Below are 17,741 nucleotides of genomic sequence, written 5' to 3' on the forward strand. Positions count from 1 at the left end.
CAGTGCGGCGGGGCTCACTTCGCGTCCGCGTAGCACTCCACGGTCGCCACCGTGAACGGGAACCGCACCGGCGTCACCCCGAACGTCAGGCGTCCCGCCAGCTCCGCCGCCGACCGGACCGCCTCCGCGACCCGGTCGGCCTCGTCCAGCGGGCAGTGCACGATCACCTCGTCGTGCTGGAAGAACACCAGCTCGGCCGCCATTCCGTCGAGCTCGCGGCGCAGCGCGGCCAGCATCAGCAGCGCCCAGTCGGCGGCGCTGCCCTGCACCACGAAATTGCGGGTGAAGCGGCCGCGCGCCCGGGAGTTCGACGAGGCGTACCCGTACGCCGACGGGGGCGCCGCCGCGCCGCCGTCCGGGTCGTCCTGCGGGATGCCGGCCTCCTCCTGGTCCGCCGCGTTCGCCGCCGGGGGGCAGGTGCGGCCCAGCCAGGTGCGCACCAGGCGGCCCTCCTCGCCGGCCCGGGCCGCCTCGTCCACGTAGGCCACCGCGCGCGGGAAGCGGCGGCGCAGCAGTGCCAGGTTCTTCAGGCCGTCGCCCGACGTCTGGCCGTATATGGCACCCAGCACCGCGATCTTGGCCTGGTCGCGGTCGCCGGAGAACGCCCGGTCCGACACCGACTGGTACAGGTCGCCGTCCTGGCCCGCGACCTCCATGAACGCCGGGTCCCGCGAGATCGCGGCGAGCACGCGCGGCTCCATCTGCGCCGCGTCCGCGACGACCAGCCGCCAGCCGGGGTCGGCGATCACCGCGCGGCGCACCACCTTGGGGATCTGGAGCGCGCCGCCGCCGTTCGTCGTCCAGCGGCCCGACACCGTGCCGCCCGGTAGGTACTCCGGTCTGAACCGGCCGTCCCGCACCCAGTCCTGGAGCCAGGACCAGCCGTGCGCCGTGTAGATCCGGTACAGCTTCTTGTACGCGACGAGGGGCTCGACGGCCGGGTGGTCGACGGTCTCCAGCTCCCAGCGGCGCGTCGACGTCAGCTTGATGCCGGCCTGCGCGAACGCCTTCACCACGTCGGCGGGCAGGTCCGGGCGGACCCGGCGGCCGAACGCCGCCGACACCTCGTCCGCCAGCTCGGCCAGCCGGCGCGGTTCGCCGCCGCCCGCGTACCGCTCCCCGAGCAGCTCGGTGAGCAGCGCGCGGTGCACGTCCGCGCGCCACGGCAGGCCCGCCGCGTGCATCTCGGCGGCGACCAGCATGCCCGCCGACTCGGACGCCGTCAGCAGGCGCAGGCGGTCGGGGTGGGCGGTGCCGGTGTGGCGGCGCTGTTGATCCGCGTAGACGTCGAGGAGGGCGTCCAGGGGTACGTCGACGGGTGGGCGCGGCTCGAACAGGGACGACTGGGAGCCGGGGGCCGCCGTGCGCGGGGGCGGGTCCGGGGGGACCGGGCCGCCGCGGAGCCGGGCCAGGGCGGCCGCCGCCGAGCGGGGTTCGCCGTGTCTGCCCTCGTGGGCGAGGAGCAGGGTCTCGGCCGCCTCGATGTCGTAGCAGCGCTCCACGCGCACGCCGGCCGCCAGGAGGCGGGGGTAGACGGTGTGGGTGTCGCGCCAGACCCAGCGGGTGGCCTGCGGCCTGTCCCGGACCGCCCGCGTCAGGTCGGGTTCGTGGGTGACCGGGGCCGTGGGGCGGCCGTCCGGGCCCAGCGGCGCGAGGGCGGCGCCGCCGTGCTCGGTGGGGGCCAGCGCCCAGCGTTCGGTCATACGGGCGAGTGTCACATCCGGGTCTGACAGTGCGCCGGATTGAGGGGTGGGGTGGATGGGAGTCGGGGGCAGGAGGTTGTTCGGAGGGCCGGGGGTGTTCAGGGGGTCGTTCTGACCCGGGTGTGCACCGCCCAGGCGTCCGCCACCGGGCCCAGGTGGGTCAGTTTGTCGGGGTTGACGACCGTGCGGATCGCGTGGACGCGGGTGTCGTGGATCTCCAGGGCCATGGTGTGCAGCACCTTGCCGTCCCGGTCGCGGAAGACGGCGCCGGGATCGCCGTTGATGTCGTGGCGCTCCCAGGTCACGGCGGCGCGGGCCATGCGGGGGAAGACGGCGCCGAGGAGGCGGGCGACGGGTGCCGCCCCGAGGACCGTCCGGGCCAGTTGCGGAGCCTTGCCGCCGCCGTCGCCGTCCATCGAGACGTCGGCGGCGAGCAGCTCGCGCAGTCCGGGGACGTCGCCTTCGCGCAGCGCGTCGAAGAAGCGGGCCGCCAGCTCGTCCCGCGCGGCGCGGTCCGCCGCGAAACGGGGGCGACCCGCCGCCATGTGCCGCCGCGCCCGCACCACCAGCTGGCGGCACGCGGACTCGGAGCGGCCCACCGCCGACGCCACCTCGGCGTAGCCGAAGTCGAAGACCTCGCGCAGGACGAACGCGGCGCGTTCCAGCGGGCTGAGGCGTTCGAGGAGCAGCAGGGCGGCCGTCGACACCGATTCGGCCAGTTCGGCGGCGCGCGCCGGATCCTCGTACGGGTCGCTGAGCAGCGGCTCCGGGAACCACGGTCCCACGTACGCCTCCCGCCGCACCCGCGCCGAGCGCAGCACGTCGATCGAGAGCCGGGTCACCGTCGCCGACAGGAACGCCCGCGCCGACCTCGGCACGGTCGCCGTCGCCGCGTACCGCAGCCAGGTCTCCTGGACGGCGTCCTCGGCCTCGCTCACGCTGCCCAGGATCCGGTACGCGATCGAGAACAGCAGCGGGCGCAGCTCCTGGAACTCCTCGGTCCTGGTCCGGCCGGTCATGGTGTCCTCCCCTCGCAGGGGGCGCACCGGAGCACGCCCGTCCTTCGCTGTTCCACGGCCCGGACCGTGGCTTCCGCCGCGGCGCCGAGGTGTGCGCAGCGCGGCAGCACCGCGCCGCCGGCCGCCAGCACCGCGCTCTCCGGAGCCGACAGGGGGCGCGGCCGCGGGGCGGGCGACCAGGCGACGACGTGCGGGACGCCCGCCGCCTGCGCCGCGGCCAGCAGATGGTCGGTGCCGCCGCCCTCCCGTACGGTCATGCGGTGCACGATGGCGTCCGGACGCGCCGCGCCCACCGTCACCCCCACCGACACCGCGTCCCGGCCGTCCATCAGCCTGCCCCGCGCCCCCCACCGCGCCAGCGCGTCCAGCGTGGCCCCGTGCGCCGTCGCCGCCGTGACCCGGTGGCCGCGCCGCACGAACCCCGCCACCAGGAGCCGCCCCACGACCCCGTCGCCGTCGGCCAGGAACACTCGCATGATCATGCCCGCCGCGGCTCAGCCCGTGAAGGGGCCGGGACCGGTCCTGCCCCAGGCGATGAAGGCCGCGAGGGCGAGGTAGAAGGCGTTCAGCGCGACGAGCGGGTACTCGCCGAGCCGCCTGTGGGTGATCATCGCGCCGATCATCAGGGCGACCCAGCAGACGGCCGTCACCGGCACCAGGACCGGGGCGACGCCGAGTGCGGCGGGCAGGATCAGCCCGGCCGCCGCCAGCAGCTCCAGCACCCCGAGGCCCTTCACGAAGCCGGTGCCGGCCCCGGCCGTCCAGCCGCCGCCGTGCGCCGCGGCGAGCTTCTCCTTCGGTACGAACGCCTTGGTGACGCCGCCGGTCAGCGCGACCGCGGCCAGCAGGCCCGTGGTGATCCACAGTGCGAGGTTCATTCGTCCGTCCTTGTCTCTTTTGTCCTTGTTCTTGTTCTTGGTCTTGGTCTTGTTCTTGTTGTTCTTGGCCTTGCTGTTGTCCTTGTGCGGAGGGGGTGTGTTCCGGGTGCACGACCCCGTGGACGAGACGGCGCCCGCGCCTGTGACATCGGCGCGGCGGACGGTCTCCGCGCGGGTCACGGCCGCCCCCTCGGGCGTCGTGCCGTGACGGCTGAGACGATCGTCCGGGCGCGGGCGGCCGTGCCCGGACGACCCGTGCGAACAGGAGGCCCTTCCATGGCGCAGGCCGAGTGCGCGGCGGACCCGCGATGAGCGACAGCACCGTCGCGCGGGCCTTCGCGGCCGCGCTGTACGACACCGGAGACCTGGACCTCGGCGCGTCCCTGCTCGCCGCCGACCCGGCCGCCGACGCCGAACTGGCCCTGCGCGGGCGCGAGTTCGTGCGGCGGGCCTGGGAGCGGGGGTGGCAGCCCGCCGACGTGCTGCGCATGGTCGTACGCGACGAAGGGCTCGACGCCGCGCACGCCCGCCTCGCCGCGCACCTGATCCGGACGGAGACCGCGCGCTACGACCCGCTGCCGCCGCGCTGGGCCGGGCAGCTCGCCGACCTGCCGGGCCCGGACGCCGCCGACGGGCGCCAGGACCGGTTCTCCGCCGCCACCGGCGCCCTGGAGCTGTACCGGGTGCTGCTGCGGCTGCCCGCGATCGAGCCGGTCGGGCCGGTGCCCGGCGAGTCCGTCACCGTGCCCGTCGCCGGTGAGCCGCGTGCGCTCGCCCGGATCCGGGCGCTGCTGGCCAAGGCGGAGGCGACCGGCTACCCGCCCGAGGCCGAGGCGCTCACCGCCAAGGCGCAGGAGCTGATGGCCCGGCACTCCGTCGACGAGGCGCTGCTCGCCTCCCGTACGCACACCGCCGACCGGCCGGGCGCGTGCCGCATCGGTGTCGACGCGCCCTACGAGACCGCCAAGGCGGTGCTGCTCGACGCGGTCGCCGGGGCGAACCGGTGCCGGGCCGTGTGGAGCAGCGCGTTCGGGTTCTCGACCGTCGTCGGGTTCGAGGCCGACCTGGAGGTCGTGGAACTGCTGTACACGTCGCTGCTGGTGCAGGCGGACCGGGCGATGACGCGGGCCGAGGCCGAGCAGCGGGCCGGGGGGCGGCGGCGCACGAAGACGTTCCGGCAGGCGTTCCTGGCGGCGTACGCGCAGCGGATCGGGGACCGGCTGGCCGCGGTGTCCGGGGAGGTCGCCGGTGGGGAGCGGGAGGTGCTGCCGGTGCTGGCGGCGCGGGAGGTCGCAGTGACCGGGCGGGTCGAGGAGATGTTCCCGGCGACGGTGGTGACGCGGGTGCGGGGGGTGTCGGACGGGGTCGGCTGGAGCGAGGGGGGCGCCGCCGCCGACCGGGCCCGGCTTCCCGGGGATCGACGGGCCCTCGACTAGCCGCCGCGGTCAGTTCTGTTCGATGCGGGCGAGGAGGCGGTGGTGGCGGGCCGCGTGGGCGAAGTCGGGGAGGACCCGGGTCCCGTCCACCAGATCGCGGCGGAGCTGCACGTAGGCCGCGCCCACGTTGTACGCCACCGTGCCCCGCAGCGCGTCGAGCGCCGGTTCGAAGTACTGGTCGGGGACGGGGAGCGGGGACAGCGCGCTGTCCGTGCCGCGCGCACCCGCCAGGGAGAACTCCGCCATCTGAAGATGCCCGCTGTCACCGGTGACGACGAGGTCGCCGTCCGTTCCGTTGATCTCCCAGAGGAAGTTCGTGCCCCGCGACGCCCCGCCCCGGTAGTGCATGGAGAGCACCGCCCCGGAGTCGAGCACCCCGCCCAGCACCAGCTGGTCGGCGACGTCCGGGCGGTGGATCCGGCCGGCGTCGTCCGTGACGGTCCGGCGCCGCGTGGCGGACACCGCGCTGACCTCGGCCACGTCACCGAGCACCGCGCTCAGTCCGTCGAGGGTGTGCCCGAACGGGATCGTCGTCATGCTGGCCCCCGACGCCCGGTCCAGCAGATAGGCGCCGCCCTCGTGGACGGTCGCGCCCCAGCCCCGCGCGGAGGCCACCACGCTGGTGGAGAGCACCTCGCCGACGTATCCCTCCGCGACGAGGTCGCGCAGCCGGCGCACCAGGGGCGCCGAGCGCGCCTGGAGCCCGGTGAACGTGCGCAGCCCGCGCCCGGCCGCCAGCGACGCCAGCTCCTCGGCCTCCGCGGGACCGGTCCCCAGCGGCCACTCGGAGAGCACCGCCTTCCCGGCGTCGAGCGCGGCCCGGACGATCTCCAGGTGGTCGGGCACCTTGACGGTGACCACGACGAGGTCGACCGCGTCGTCCGCCGCCAGCTCCGCCGCGCTGTCGTGGGCCCGCGCCACCCCGTACTTCTCTGCGGCCTCCCGTGCGGAGGCGGGGCTGCTCGCGGAGAGGGCCCGCACCTCGAAGCCGTCGAGCTGCCGCAGCGCGGGCAGATGGGCGCGGGCGGCCCAGCCGCCCCGGGCGGAGAGGCCGACGATGCCTACGCCGACGGGGGACGAAGAGTGCGAGGGCATGGCTGACTCCTTCAGCGGTAGACTGTTCGACGTTCAGCGAACACTCAGGGCGGTGAGTGTACGCACGACGTCGAACACTCTGCAAGATCCGCAGACCAGATCCGCAGGCCAGATCGGCAGACCGGATCCGCAGATCGGCACCCCACAGATCCGCACCACACGTACGGGCAGGTTCATCCGGGCGCCCCCGGTGCGGCCGGCGACCCGGAGGCAGGGAGCACACACCATGACGGCCACCGAGGCCACCGACACCACCCGGGCCACCGAAGGCGCCGCGTGCGGCACCGGTGCGACGGGCCACCGCGCCGCCCCCGCCCACACCCACCCCCGGGACGTCACCCTGGAGGCGGCCCTGCTCGCCCTGGCCGACCCGGTCCGCCGCACCCTCGTGCGGGAGCTGGCCGCGTCCGGCCCCTGGGTGCGGCCCTGCGGCACCTTCGACGTGCCGGTCACCAAGGCCACGCTGAGCCGCCACTTCACCGTGCTGCGCGAGGCGGGCCTGCTGGAGCAGCGGGACGCGGGCGCCCGCCGGCTGAACCGGCTGCGCCGCGAGGAGTTCGACGCCCGCTTCCCCGGCCTGCTCGCCCTCGTCCTCCGCGACGAGCCCGTCGCACCCGATGAACCGGACGGACCCACCGAGTCCGACTGACCCGCCCAGTCCGGCGGACCCGCCCAGTCCGGCGGACCCGCCGAATCGTCGAGTCCGCCGAGTCCGCCGGGTCCCACGTGCCTGACGGGTCCCACGTGCCTGACAGGTCCCACGTGCCTGACAGGTCCCACGTGCCCGACGGGTCCCACGTGCCCGACGGGTCCGTCCTCCGGGAGGGCCGGGTGACAGCCCGCGGACGATTGCCCGTATTGTGGCGATGTGAGCTGGTTCCGGGCGCTGAAGGACACCACCCGCTCGGGCCTGACCGTCGAGCGGAAACGACTGGAACCCCTGATCGCCCTGCGCGGCGCCGCGGGCCTCGCGATCGTCGTCGCCATCAGCCTGGCGGCGTTCGGCCCGGCTGTGGCGGCGGGCTCGGCGTTCGGCGCGTTCCAGGCGGCGATCGCCACCTTCCAGCGCAGCTGGCGCCCCCGCCCCGAGCTGGCCATCGCCTCCGGCACCAGCCTCGGCATCTCCACGTTCCTCGGCTACCTCACCGGCTCCCACCTGCTGCTGTTCGTGCCGCTGCTCGCGGTGTGGACCTTCTGCGCGGGCCTGGGCTGGGCGGCGGGCCCGACCATCGGCATCATCGCCTCCTCCAACGTGGCGATGATGCTGGTCACCATCACCCTGCCGACCTCGATCGGCGAGGCCGCCGGGCACGCCGCGATGATGGTCTTCGGCGGCCTCGTCCAGGCCACCCTGGTGATCCTCTTCCCCGTACGGCGCTGGGGAGCGCACCGCGACGCGCTCGCCGACGCGCTCGCCGCCGAGGCCGACTACGCCCGCCGGCTGCGCCACGACCCGCTCGCCCCCTTCGACCCGCAGCCGCTGATGCTCGCGCGCAGCGCCGCCGCGCTCACCCCGCGCCAGGCCCGCACCCGCCCCGCCCAGCTGCACGGCGCCCGCGGCCTGGCCGAACGGATCCGCCCGGTCCTCGCCTCCCTCGCCGACCCGGCCGTCGGCGTCCCCGAGGAGGGCGCCGCGCGCGACCGGGCCCGTGAACTCCTCGGCGCCGCGGGCTCGATCCTCGACGCCGCGGCCCGCGCCATCCGCACCGGCGCCCCGGTCCGCGTCCCGGCCCCGGCCGTGGCCGCCCTGCGCACCCCGGACACCGGCACCGTCCTGGCCGGACCGCCGCACCGCGCGGCCACCCGGCTCGGCTCGCTCCTGAGGGACGTACTGGAGACCGCGGGCGAGGTCGACCCGCCGGGGCACCCGGCGGAACCCCTGTGGCACCGGCTCCCGGCGCGGCTGCCCGGGCACCTCGGCGTGCGGGGCGCGGCCGGGCCCGGGCCCGTCGCCGACCCGCCGCCCGCCCTGCCCCGCCCCGGCCTCCTGAAGCTGCTGCCCACCGCCGTGCGGGCCATCAGGAAGGAGGCCCGCCCCGGGTCGCCGATCCTGCGCCACGCCACCCGCGTGAGCGCCGTCGCCGTCGTCGGCTACCTGATCGGTGACACGCTGCCGCTCGGCCACGGCTACTGGGCGCCGATGGCGGCCGTCATGGTGATGCGCCCCGACTTCTCCCAGACGTACTCGCGCGCCGTCGCCCGTTTCTGCGGCACCCTCGTCGGCGTGACCGTGGCGACGGCGGTCGTCCAGCTCGCCCACCCCGGCACCTGGACCTCCGCCACCCTGGCCGTGGTCTGCGCGGCCCTGATGTACCTGCTGATGCGCACCGGACAGCTCGCCGCGCAGGCGTGCGTCGCCGCGTACGTGGTCTTCCTGCTCGGCATGGGCGGCCAGACCTGGGACCAGACGGTGCCCGAACGCGTCGTGCTCACCCTCGCGGGCGGCATCCTCGCGATGCTCTCCTACGCCCTGTACCCGGCCTGGGAGACCCCGCGGCTGCGCACCCGGCTCGCCGAGCGGCTGATCGCGGTCGGCGAGTACGCGGCCACGGTCGTCGACCACTACGCCCATCCGGCGGGCAAGTCCTGCCCCGACGTGCGGGCCGCCCTGCTGGCCGCCCGGGACGCGCACATCGCCTGGGACCAGGCGGCGGACCGGGCCAGGACCGAGCCCGTACGCCACCGCGGGCTGTCCCGCACGGCCGCCGACGACGCGGCGCACGCCCTGCACCACCTGGGCCGGGTCGCGATGCTCATGGAGGCCCATCTGCCCGAGCGCGACGCCACCCCGGTGCCCGCCGCGGCGGAGCTGGCCGAGGCGCTGCGCACGGCGACCCGCGACGGCGCCCGCGCCATCCGCGAGCGCCGCGTCCCGCACTGGAAGGCGGTGCGCGGGGCCCTCGACGCCTGGGACGGCGACGGCGTCCCCGACCGGGTCGTGCGCCGGGGCGGGGGCCTGCTCCTGGCGGCCCTGGATGAGGTGAGCGAGGCCCTCGACACCGACGAGCCCCCCATGTCGGTCAAGCCCGCCCCGGAGCCCGACACGGCAACCGCGCGGAAGCCCGCGGGGCCCGCACCGGAGACCACCCCGGAGACCACCCCGGAGACCACCCCGGAGACCACCCCAGAGACCACCCCAGAGACCACCCCAGAGCCCACCCGGCCCACCCGGCCCACCACCCTCCCCCCGGACGACCCCCCGCGCCCCTGAACCCCTGCCCCCCGGGACACCTTGAGGCGCCCTGAGACACCCCGAGGCGCCCCGCGCCGTCAGCCCGTGGGGACGCCGCTGGGCAGTCCGGTCGGGAGCTTGCCGTTCGTCGACCTCTTGAAGGTGTCCCGCGCCCCGGCCTTCCAGGAGACCCGCATGGTCGACCCGTCGTTGGACTCGACCGTGCCCGCGGTGCGGTCGGTGTTCCCGTCCGCGCACTTGAGCGTCAGCGTCCGCTCACCCGTCCCGGTCACGGTGCCGGTGCACAGATGCCCGTCCCCCGTGCTCAGCGACGCCTGCCGGCCGCCGATCACGAGCACCACGGCCTGCCCGTCGGTGGTCGCGCTCCAGATGCCCACCGCGTCCTCGGCGGACCCGGACCCGGACCCGGCCGAACCCTCCGGCGCCGCCGACGCCGACGCCGAGGAGGACGCCGTCGCCCCCGCGCCGGACCGGCCGGCCCCGTCGCCGCCGTCGCCGCTGCACCCGCTCACGGCCAGCGCCGCCGCGACCGCCGCGGTCCCCACGGCGATCCGTACGTTCCTGCTGTGCACAAAGTCCCCCAGTGTCACTGCTGATACCGCCGGGTCGAGCCAGCAAGTTACCAGGGGTCACGGTCCCGCGGAAGAGTCTATTGAAAATGGCAGTCATTTTCGTATACTGGGCGCATGGCACGCAACGAACTCCGTCCAGTGATCAAGCTCAGGTCCACCGAGGGCACGGGCTTCACCTACGTCACCCGCAAGAATCGGCGCAACGACCCCGACCGCATGACCCTGCGCAAGTTCGACCCGGTGGCGGGCCGGCACGTCGACTTCCGGGAGGAGCGCTGACCGTGTTCCGCACCGGCACCCGGTGACCTGCACACGATGACCGGGTGGCCGGCCCGCGCCCCGCCGGACCTGCCGGAGCTAGAAGGGGAAGCGGGACCTGCCGTGCTGGACCGAGATCCACTTCTGGGTGGTGAACGCCTCCACCGTGGCGCCGCCGTTGAGCCGCCCGAGGCCCGAGCGCTTCTCGCCGCCGAAGGCGACCAGCGGCTCGTCGTGCACGGTGCCGTCGTTGACGTGGATCATGCCCGTGTCGATCTGCTGGGCGAACGCCACGCCCCGCTCCACGTCGGCCGTGTGCACGGCGCCGCTCAGGCCGTACGGGGTGTCGTTGGCGATCCGCACCGCCTCCGCGTCCCCGTCGAACGGGATCAGCAGCGCCACCGGCCCGAAGATCTCCTGCCGCAGCACGGGGGAGTCGGCGGGCAGCCCCGTCAGCACCACCGGCTCGACGACATTGCCCCGGGCGCCGCCCCGCACCAGCGCCGTCGCGCCCTCGGCGAGGGCCTGCTCGACGACCCCGCAGAGCGCGTCCGCCTGGTTGGAGCTGATCACCGGGCCGATCACGGTCTCCGGGTCGCGCGGGTCGCCCGACTTCAGGGACTTCACCTTGGCGACGAACTTCCGGGTGAACTCCTCCTCCACCTTCCGGTCCACGAGGATCCGGTTGGCCGCCATGCAGACCTGGCCCTGGTGCACGAAGCGGCTGAACACCGCCGCGTCGACCGCGTAGTCCACGTCGGCGTCGTCGAGGACGGTCAGCGCGCTGTTGCCGCCCAGCTCCAGGACCACGTACTTGAACTGCGCGGCGCACACCGTCGCCACGTGCTGCCCGATCCGGTCGGAGCCGGTGAACGAGATCACCTTCGGCACCGGGTGGGTGAGCAGGGTGTCGCCGATCTCGGCGATGTCGGTGATGACCACGTTGAGCAGCCCGGCCGGCAGCCCCGCGTCCTCGAAGACCTTCGCGATCAGGGAGCCGCCGCAGACCGGGGTGTCCTGGTGCGGCTTGAGCACCACGCCGTTGCCCAGCGCCAGCGCGGGCGCCACCGACTTCAGGGACAGCAGGAAGGGGAAGTTGAACGGCGAGATGACGCCGACGACCCCGACCGGCACCCGGTAGAGCCGGTTCTCCTTGCCGTCCACCGGTGAGGGGATCACCTCGCCCTGCGGCAGACCCGTCAGCCGGATCGACTCGCGCAGGAACTCCTTCGCGAGGTGCAGTTCGAAGCCGGCCTTCACCCGGGTGCCGCCGAGCTCGTCGATGATCGCCTCGGCTATCTCCGGCTCCCGCTCCTCGACCAGGTGCAGCGCCCGCTCGAAGACCGCCCGGCGCGCGTGCGCGGTGGTCCGAGCCCACTCCTTCTGCGCCCGCTCGGCGGCCCGGTACGCCTCGTCGACCTGCTCCACCGAGGCCACCGTGATCGAGGCGAGCTTGTCACCGGTGTACGGATTGAGGTCGATGATGTCCCAGGCCCCGCGCCCGGTGCGCCATTCGCCGTCGATGTACTGCCGGTCCAGCTCGGTGAAGTAGGACGGGAGGGCCATGGTGAGTTCCCTTGCTGGATCGCCGGACACCTGAGATCCCGTCATCGTACGACCGGCGTGGACCAGTTGTGGCAGCCGTCCGGTCAACTGCGGTGGGAAAAAGGCGAATTCAGTCGGGGAGCTCGGAGAGAATGCGGCGCAGCAGCCGCGCGCTCTCCTCCGGCGGCGGGCACTGGGCCCGCAGGTCCGTCATCGCCGTCTCGTACTGGGCGACGTCCTCGCGCTTGTCCAGGTACAGCGCGCTGGTGAGCTGTTCCAGGAAGACGACGTCGGAGAGGTCGGACTCGGGGAAGCCGAGGATGGTGAAGGTGCCGGACTCGCCCGCGTGCCAGCCGTGGCTGAACGGCATGATCTGGAGCGTGAGATGGGGCAGTTCGGTCGCCTCGATCAGATGCTCCAGCTGGCCGCGCATCACCTCGGGCCCGCCGTGCACCCGGCGCAGCGCGGCCTCGTCGAGCACCAGGCTGACCTGCGGCGCGCGCTCGGCGACCAGGATCTTCTGGCGCGCCAGGCGCAGCGAGACCCGCCGGTCGATGTCCTCGGCGGAGGCGCCGCGCATGCCCTGGGCCACCACCGCGTGCGCGTACGCCTCGGTCTGGAGCAGGCCGTGCACGAACTGTGCCTCGTATCCCCGGATCGCCGACGCGGCGCCCTCCAGACCGACGTACGTCTGGAACCATCCCGGCAGCACGTCGGAGTAACTGTGCCACCAGCCCGCGACGTTGGCCTCCTTGACGAGCGAGAGCAGTGCCTCGCGCTCGCTGCCGTCGGTCACGCCGTACAGCGTCAGCAGGTCCTCGACGTCCCTCGCCTTGAAGCTCACCCGTCCCAACTCCAAGCGGCTGATCTTCGATTCGGAGGCGCGGATCGAGTAGCCTGCGGCCTCCCTCGTGATGCCGCGCGATTCCCTCAGGCGTCTCAGTTGCGAGCCCAGCAGAATGCGTCGCACCACCGAGCCACTCGACTCCCCAGCGGTCACGTCTCTTCATCCTCCCCATCGGTGCAGGGGGCGAAGTCTGCCACTTAAACGCTTCGCCGCGTACTCGCCCGGTTACAGAAATGGAAAGATCGCGAAAGGGCTGCGCAAGAAGTCGTAGGGAGAAATGAGCAAGAAGCGGTACGGGAACGTCCAAGTCCGGCGCGTGCACGTGCATCTGCCCTTGCATCCGCTGTACGCATTCGGAACGATGGTCGCCACCACCGCTCGCTACGTACTGCGAAACTGGGGAGTGCCTCGCATGGGGACGAACGGATCGACCATGCTCGAGTCTGTCGACGCGTTACGGCAGGGCCTTCCCCCCATCGATCCCTCGGCCGTCTCCAGCGCCGCCTCGTGCGCGCTGCCGGCCCGGTACGAAGCGGTGCGCAGCGCACGGGAGTTCACCCGCCGCACGCTGTCCGACTGGGACGTGGCCGAGCGCTTCGACGACGTCTGCCTGGTCGTCTCCGAGCTGGTCACCAACGCGCTGCGGCACGCACTGCCCGCGGACGCCCCGCACGGCCAGGACCCGCCGGTGCGGCTGCACCTGATGCGCTGGACCTCGCGCCTGGTGTGCGCGGTGCGCGATCCCAGCGACGACAGCCCCGAGGCCGGGGGCGGCGTGGACGACTTCGTGGCGGAGTCGGGGCGCGGCCTCTTCCTCGTCGGCTCGTTCAGCGACAGCTGGGGCTGGCACCCGCTGGCCGGAAGGCTGAGCGGCAAGGTCGTCTGGGCGCTGTTCAGACTCTGAAGACACGCCCGTCCCGGCACGCGGACGGGCGGGACCCGGCGGGTGGCGTGTCTACGCGCGTCAGCCGGCCGCCCGCCGCCGCGGCGCCCCGCGCGGCCGTCAGGTGCCGGCGGTCAGGTGGTCGAACTCCCCGTCCTTCACGCCGAGCAGCATCGCCTCGATCTCGGCCGGCGTGTACACGAGCGCGGGCCCCTCGGGGAAGTTGGAGTTGCGCACCGCCACCCGGCCGCCGGGGAGTTTCGCGAACTCCACGCAGGATCCCTGGGAGTTGCTGTGCCGGCTCTTCTGCCAGACCACACCGTCCAGGTCCGTGGCCGCCATGCCGTTGTACACGTGGTCCACGGTTCGCTCCCGGTGGTGCTGTAAGTGCCGCATGGGTGAACGGTCCCGCCCGGTCCGCCGGCGGCTTCCGACTCGTGCAAAGCAGCGGTGAGCTGCCCCGACCTGCCCTGGATCATAGCTGCGTTCACATGCAGCTGCATGGGCAGATGCACGTGCACGCGCGGTGTTCCCCTGGTTACAGCTCCGGCACCGCCTGCCCTGGCCGCCACCCGCCATGCCAACGTTGTCGGACACCGCGCGTGTTCCCGCGGCCCGCGGCCCCCGCGACGGCCGGGACCGCCTCCCAGCGGCTCGCCCCGCCCTTCGAGCGGTCCGCGAGCGGCCCGTGGGCGACGTCCTAGGCTGGGCGCATGTCAGCCATCCGCCTCCTGGTGCTCAACGCCGTACGCCAGCACGGCCGTGCGCACGGCTACCAGGTCCGCAGCGACCTGGAGTACTGGGGCGCCCACGAGTGGTCGAACGCCAAACCGGGCTCCGTCTACCACGCGCTGAAGCAGCTGGCGAAGCAGGGACTGCTGCTCGCGCACGAGGTCGCGCCGTCCACGGCCGGCGGCCCGCCGCGCACCGAGTACGAGATCACCGGGCGCGGCGACGAGGAGTACCTGCGGCTGCTGCGCCAGGCCCTGGTCGCGTACGGGCAGAAGCCCGACCTCCTCGTGGCGGCGCTCGGCGGCATGGTGGACCTGCCGCGCGCCGAGGCGGTGGCCCTCCTCAAGGAGCGGCTGCGCTCCATCAGCGCCTGGCGGGCCACCGTCACCGGGTACTACACGCCCGAGGAGGGCCCCGGGCGGCTCGGGCACATCGGCGAGATCATGGACTACTGGGTGCACTCCGCGGACTTCGGCACCGAGTGGACCGAGGGGCTCATCGCCCGTGTCGAGGGCGGCGCGTACGTGTTCGCGGGGGAGCCAGGGGAGCCGTTCGTCGGTGTCCTGAAGGACGGCGAGGCGAACCCGTACGCGACGGGGAAGCCGCACCCCGGCGACCGGCTGTAGCGGCCCGCGCTCAGTGGTGGAAGCCGGTGGCCGCGCCCCGGTCGTGGGTGAACGGGTGCGGCTGGCGCCGCAGTTCGGGCAGCAGCCGGTTCAGGTCCTCGATCAGCAGGGCCGCGAGGTCCGACGAGAAGCCGTTGCGGCACACGATCCTGATCACCGCCAGGTCCTCCCGGTGCGCCGGGAAGGTGTAGGCCGGGACCAGCCAGCCCCGCTCGCGCAGCCGCCGCGAAACGTCGAACACGTCGTACGCGGTCACCTCCGGGGCGGTCGTGAACGCGAACACCGGCAGCTCGTCGCCCCGCGTCAGCAGCCGGAAGTCGCCGAGGGCCTCGATCCGTTCGGCCAGCCCGCGGGCCACGTCGCGGGTGGCCTGCTGCACGGCGCGGAAGCCCTCGCGGCCCAGCCGCAGGAACGTGTAGTACTGGGCGACCACCTGGGCGCCCGGCCGCGAGAAGTTCAGGGCGAACGTCGGCATGTCGCCGCCCAGGTAGTTCACCCGGAAGACGAGCTCCTCCGGCAGCGCGTCCGCGTCGCGCCACAGCGCCCAGCCGACCCCCGGGTACACCAGGCCGTACTTGTGGCCCGAGGTGTTGATGGAGGCGACCCGCGGCAGCCGGAAGTCCCACACCAGGTCGGGGTCGAGGAACGGCGCCACCATCGCGCCCGACGCGCCGTCCACGTGCACCGGGACGTCGAGCCCCGTCCGCTCCTGGAGGTCGTCGAGCGCCGCGCACAGCTCGGCGATCGGCTCGTAGGACCCGTCGAAGGTCGAGCCGAGGACGCCGACGACACCGATGGTGTTCTCGTCGCAGAGTTCGGCGGCGGCGGCCGGGTCGAGGTGGAACCGGTCGCCCTCCATCGGCACCTGCCGCGCCTCCACCTCCCAGAAGTTGCAGAACTTCTCCCAGCAGACCTGCACGTTCACGCCCATGACGAGATTGGGCCGGGCCTCGCGCGACGGGTAGCGGTCGGCGTTGCGCTGCGCCCAGCGCCGCTTCAGCGCCATCCCGGCGAGCATGCACGCCTCGCTGGAGCCGGTGGTGGAACAGCCGACGGCGGCCGCCGGGTCCGGCGCGTTCCACAGGTCGGCGAGCATCGCGACGCAGCGCCGCTCCAGCTCGGCCGTCCGCGGGTACTCGTCCTTGTCGATCATGTTCTTGTCCCGGCACTCGGCCATGAGGACACCGGCCTGCGGCTCCATCCACGTGGTGACGAAGGTGGCCAGGTTGAGCCGCGAGTTGCCGTCCAGCATCAGCTCGTCGTGGACGAGCTGGTACGCGGTCGTGGGCGCGAGGGGACCGTCCGGCAGCCGGTGCTTGGGCGGCGCGTCCGTCATGCCGGCGGTCGGATTCGCCTCGCCGTAGAAGGGGTTGACGGCGAGCGTCTGCTCGCCGGGCTTCTCCGAAGGACTCTTGTGCAGCGGCGACATGTCCGTGACTCCTTGTGTCCGCTCCGGCAGGGGGGTGAGGCTCAGCGCAACGCGGCGCCGTCCTCCGACAGTTGCATCTGCGGCCGTCCCGTCACCAGGAGCCAGGCGGGCAGCGACGCGATGCACATGAGGGCGATGATCGCGGGCGAGGCGACGAGGACCGCCGCCGTGAAGAGGCTGACCCAGCCCGACCGGGTGACGGCGAGCAGCACGCCCAGCACCCCGGCCGCGATGCCCACCGAGGCGTTCACCCCGGGCACCAGCGCGTGCGCGAACAGGCCGAACGCGGCGCCGACGAAGACCGCGGGGAAGATCCGCCCGCCGCGGAACCCGCAGGACGCCGCGATCAGCAGCGCCGCCAGCTTCACCACGGTCAGCAGGGCGAACGCGCCGGCCGAGCGGCCGTCCGGGTCCGAGGCGATCTCCTTGACCTCCTCCAGCCCCTTGAAGAGCGTCAGATGGCCGCCGAGCGCGCCGAGCAGCCCGAGGACCAGACCGCCGGCGGGCAGCATCAGCATCGGGTGGCCGAGCCGCCCGAAGGCGCCGTGCACGTACGGGAAGGCGTGGACGGCGGCCATCGCGAGCACCGCCGCCGCGCAGGCGACGACGATCGCGGACAGCAGGTCGGCCCAGCCGGGCTGGGCGAGCCGGGTGAGCCCCAGGTCGAAGGAGGGGGAGGCGACGAGCGTGGTGGTCAGCGCGCCGGCGCTCGCGGCCAGCAGCGGCCCGAAGAGGTTGTCCCACAGCGAGCCCCTGAGCGGCAGCGGCCGGCCCGCGAGCGCCTCGGAGACCAGCAGCGCGGCGGCGACCGGGGTGCCGAACAGCGCGCCGAGGGTCGCCGCCGACGCCAGGCTCGGCCACAGCGCGGCGGGCGACGCGGGCAGGAGCCTGCGGCCCAGCCAGAACATCAGGCCCACGTTGACCGCGATGATCGGGTTCTCCGGGCCGAGGCTCGGGCCACCCGCCAGCATCAGGGCGGCGGCCAGCGCGAGCCCGGGCAGCACGTACGGCTTGAGCGGCTCCTCCCCGCTGAGGCCCATCGTCGCCGGGTCGGGGCCCGCGTGCCCCGGCGCCTTCCAGACGACGAGCCCGACGAGCACCCCGGTCGCCGTCAGCATCACGATGATCCACAGGGCGGAGTACCGGCCGATGCCGAGCGCGTCCGGCAGATCGCCCCACAGCACGCCCTGGAGCCGCTCGGCGATCCAGCTCAGGGCCAGGAACAGCAGGCTGCACACGACGCCGACGACGAGCGCGGGCCCGACCACCGGCAGCAGCGTGCGCGCGGACACGGCCGGCGGGACCGGCGGCGGCGTGGCTTCGGCGGGAGTGCTCACGCCGTCACCCTAAGCGGACATCGCGGACATAACACCCGGAAGGGAGGTGTCGGGCACGGGCCCCGCGGCTTGCACCTCACGTGGCGTGAGGGCGCAGGCTGATCCCCGTACGGCAAGGACGGACGACACGCGACACGCGATAGACGACAGACGACCGACGACAGCGGCGCGACGGCGACGGCGCGCGC

General features: G+C 73.9%; 17 protein-coding genes. 6 read left to right on the forward strand and 11 right to left on the reverse strand.

The genetic code is table 11. From position 1 onward, the window contains the following. Positions 1-14 precede the first annotated feature (14 nt). The 4 genes from ACIP5K_RS13615 to ACIP5K_RS13630 form a co-directional block, all read right to left on the reverse strand. Entirely contained in the window at positions 15-1,703 is a 1,689-nt protein-coding gene (locus ACIP5K_RS13615; protein ID WP_401408768.1) for a bifunctional 3'-5' exonuclease/DNA polymerase, read from the reverse strand. A 98-nt stretch (positions 1,704-1,801) separates the two neighbouring features. Beyond that, complete coding sequence (locus tag ACIP5K_RS13620; protein WP_401408771.1) at positions 1,802-2,722, reverse strand: RNA polymerase sigma-70 factor; 921 nt, start codon at positions 2,720-2,722, stop codon at positions 1,802-1,804. After that, positions 2,719-3,204 (reverse strand): hypothetical protein, encoded by a 486-nt coding sequence (locus ACIP5K_RS13625; protein WP_401408773.1) that lies wholly within the window; start codon positions 3,202-3,204, stop codon positions 2,719-2,721. Before ACIP5K_RS13625 ends, ACIP5K_RS13620 begins: the two co-directional genes overlap by 4 nt. A gap of 12 nt (positions 3,205-3,216) precedes the next feature. Beyond that, complete coding sequence (locus ACIP5K_RS13630) at positions 3,217-3,780, reverse strand: DoxX family protein (protein ID WP_401408776.1); 564 nt, start codon at positions 3,778-3,780, stop codon at positions 3,217-3,219. A 128-nt stretch (positions 3,781-3,908) separates the two neighbouring features. On the opposite strand from ACIP5K_RS13630, the gene ACIP5K_RS13635 reads away from it, so the two are divergent. After that, complete coding sequence (locus ACIP5K_RS13635; RefSeq protein ID WP_401408779.1) at positions 3,909-5,036, forward strand: DUF2786 domain-containing protein; 1,128 nt, start codon at positions 3,909-3,911, stop codon at positions 5,034-5,036. A gap of 9 nt (positions 5,037-5,045) precedes the next feature. On the opposite strand, the gene ACIP5K_RS13640 is transcribed toward ACIP5K_RS13635, so the two are convergent. Next, complete coding sequence (locus tag ACIP5K_RS13640; RefSeq protein WP_401408782.1) at positions 5,046-6,131, reverse strand: Gfo/Idh/MocA family protein; 1,086 nt, start codon at positions 6,129-6,131, stop codon at positions 5,046-5,048. A gap of 226 nt (positions 6,132-6,357) precedes the next feature. Here ACIP5K_RS13640 and ACIP5K_RS13645 point away from each other — a divergent pair, with 226 nt between their 5' ends. Continuing rightward, positions 6,358-6,780, forward strand: a complete 423-nt coding sequence (locus ACIP5K_RS13645) for an ArsR/SmtB family transcription factor (RefSeq protein WP_401408784.1) — start codon at positions 6,358-6,360, stop codon at positions 6,778-6,780. A gap of 219 nt (positions 6,781-6,999) precedes the next feature. After that, positions 7,000-9,342, forward strand: a complete 2,343-nt coding sequence (locus ACIP5K_RS13650; RefSeq protein WP_401408787.1) for an FUSC family protein — start codon at positions 7,000-7,002, stop codon at positions 9,340-9,342. Between the two features lie 59 nt (positions 9,343-9,401). On the opposite strand, the gene ACIP5K_RS13655 is transcribed toward ACIP5K_RS13650, so the two are convergent. Further along, on the reverse strand, positions 9,402-9,896 hold the full coding sequence (locus tag ACIP5K_RS13655; protein ID WP_401408789.1) for a hypothetical protein: 495 nt from the start codon (positions 9,894-9,896) through the stop codon (positions 9,402-9,404). Between the two features lie 114 nt (positions 9,897-10,010). Between ACIP5K_RS13655 and rpmG the strand changes: the two genes are divergently transcribed. Continuing rightward, positions 10,011-10,175, forward strand: a complete 165-nt coding sequence (rpmG, locus tag ACIP5K_RS13660; RefSeq protein ID WP_401408791.1) for a 50S ribosomal protein L33 — start codon at positions 10,011-10,013, stop codon at positions 10,173-10,175. Positions 10,176-10,253: 78 nt separating this feature from the next. On the opposite strand, the gene ACIP5K_RS13665 is transcribed toward rpmG, so the two are convergent. Next, on the reverse strand, positions 10,254-11,720 hold the full coding sequence (locus ACIP5K_RS13665; protein WP_401408794.1) for an aldehyde dehydrogenase family protein: 1,467 nt from the start codon (positions 11,718-11,720) through the stop codon (positions 10,254-10,256). Between the two features lie 109 nt (positions 11,721-11,829). Continuing rightward, the gene (locus ACIP5K_RS13670) at positions 11,830-12,699 is read right to left on the reverse strand and encodes a helix-turn-helix domain-containing protein (RefSeq protein ID WP_401408797.1); all 870 of its coding nucleotides are present in this window, start codon (positions 12,697-12,699) and stop codon (positions 11,830-11,832) included. A gap of 259 nt (positions 12,700-12,958) precedes the next feature. Here ACIP5K_RS13670 and ACIP5K_RS13675 point away from each other — a divergent pair, with 259 nt between their 5' ends. Further along, the gene (locus tag ACIP5K_RS13675) at positions 12,959-13,450 is read left to right on the forward strand and encodes an ATP-binding protein (protein ID WP_401408799.1); all 492 of its coding nucleotides are present in this window, start codon (positions 12,959-12,961) and stop codon (positions 13,448-13,450) included. 99 nt (positions 13,451-13,549) lie between these two features. Here the strand turns inward: ACIP5K_RS13675 and ACIP5K_RS13680 are convergent, their stop codons facing one another. Continuing rightward, positions 13,550-13,792 (reverse strand): DUF397 domain-containing protein, encoded by a 243-nt coding sequence (locus ACIP5K_RS13680; RefSeq protein ID WP_401409010.1) that lies wholly within the window; start codon positions 13,790-13,792, stop codon positions 13,550-13,552. A 350-nt stretch (positions 13,793-14,142) separates the two neighbouring features. On the opposite strand from ACIP5K_RS13680, the gene ACIP5K_RS13685 reads away from it, so the two are divergent. Then, complete coding sequence (locus tag ACIP5K_RS13685) at positions 14,143-14,787, forward strand: PadR family transcriptional regulator (protein ID WP_401408801.1); 645 nt, start codon at positions 14,143-14,145, stop codon at positions 14,785-14,787. A gap of 10 nt (positions 14,788-14,797) precedes the next feature. On the opposite strand, the gene ACIP5K_RS13690 is transcribed toward ACIP5K_RS13685, so the two are convergent. Beyond that, positions 14,798-16,216 (reverse strand): glutamate decarboxylase, encoded by a 1,419-nt coding sequence (locus ACIP5K_RS13690; RefSeq protein ID WP_401408804.1) that lies wholly within the window; start codon positions 16,214-16,216, stop codon positions 14,798-14,800. A gap of 41 nt (positions 16,217-16,257) precedes the next feature. Continuing rightward, complete coding sequence (locus ACIP5K_RS13695) at positions 16,258-17,553, reverse strand: ion channel protein (RefSeq protein WP_401408807.1); 1,296 nt, start codon at positions 17,551-17,553, stop codon at positions 16,258-16,260. Positions 17,554-17,741: the final 188 nt, after the last annotated feature.

This window comes from Streptomyces sp. NPDC088785 (genome assembly GCF_044750685.1).
Lineage (GTDB): Bacteria > Actinomycetota > Actinomycetes > Streptomycetales > Streptomycetaceae > Streptomyces.

What these genes read in the sequence shown, in the direction of transcription:
- rpmG (WP_401408791.1), top strand. Translation starts at nt 10,011, where the DNA reads ATGGCACGCAACGAACTCCGTCCAGTGATCAAGCTCAGGTCCACCGAG.
- ACIP5K_RS13635 (WP_401408779.1), top strand. Translation starts at nt 3,909, where the DNA reads ATGAGCGACAGCACCGTCGCGCGGGCCTTCGCGGCCGCGCTGTACGAC.
- ACIP5K_RS13645 (WP_401408784.1), top strand. Translation starts at nt 6,358, where the DNA reads ATGACGGCCACCGAGGCCACCGACACCACCCGGGCCACCGAAGGCGCC.
- ACIP5K_RS13675 (WP_401408799.1), top strand. Translation starts at nt 12,959, where the DNA reads ATGGGGACGAACGGATCGACCATGCTCGAGTCTGTCGACGCGTTACGG.
- ACIP5K_RS13690 (WP_401408804.1), bottom strand. Translation starts at nt 16,216, where the DNA reads ATGTCGCCGCTGCACAAGAGTCCTTCGGAGAAGCCCGGCGAGCAGACG.
- ACIP5K_RS13620 (WP_401408771.1), bottom strand. Translation starts at nt 2,722, where the DNA reads ATGACCGGCCGGACCAGGACCGAGGAGTTCCAGGAGCTGCGCCCGCTG.
- ACIP5K_RS13640 (WP_401408782.1), bottom strand. Translation starts at nt 6,131, where the DNA reads ATGCCCTCGCACTCTTCGTCCCCCGTCGGCGTAGGCATCGTCGGCCTC.
- ACIP5K_RS13615 (WP_401408768.1), bottom strand. Translation starts at nt 1,703, where the DNA reads ATGACCGAACGCTGGGCGCTGGCCCCCACCGAGCACGGCGGCGCCGCC.
- ACIP5K_RS13625 (WP_401408773.1), bottom strand. Translation starts at nt 3,204, where the DNA reads ATGATCATGCGAGTGTTCCTGGCCGACGGCGACGGGGTCGTGGGGCGG.
- ACIP5K_RS13685 (WP_401408801.1), top strand. Translation starts at nt 14,143, where the DNA reads ATGTCAGCCATCCGCCTCCTGGTGCTCAACGCCGTACGCCAGCACGGC.
- ACIP5K_RS13665 (WP_401408794.1), bottom strand. Translation starts at nt 11,720, where the DNA reads ATGGCCCTCCCGTCCTACTTCACCGAGCTGGACCGGCAGTACATCGAC.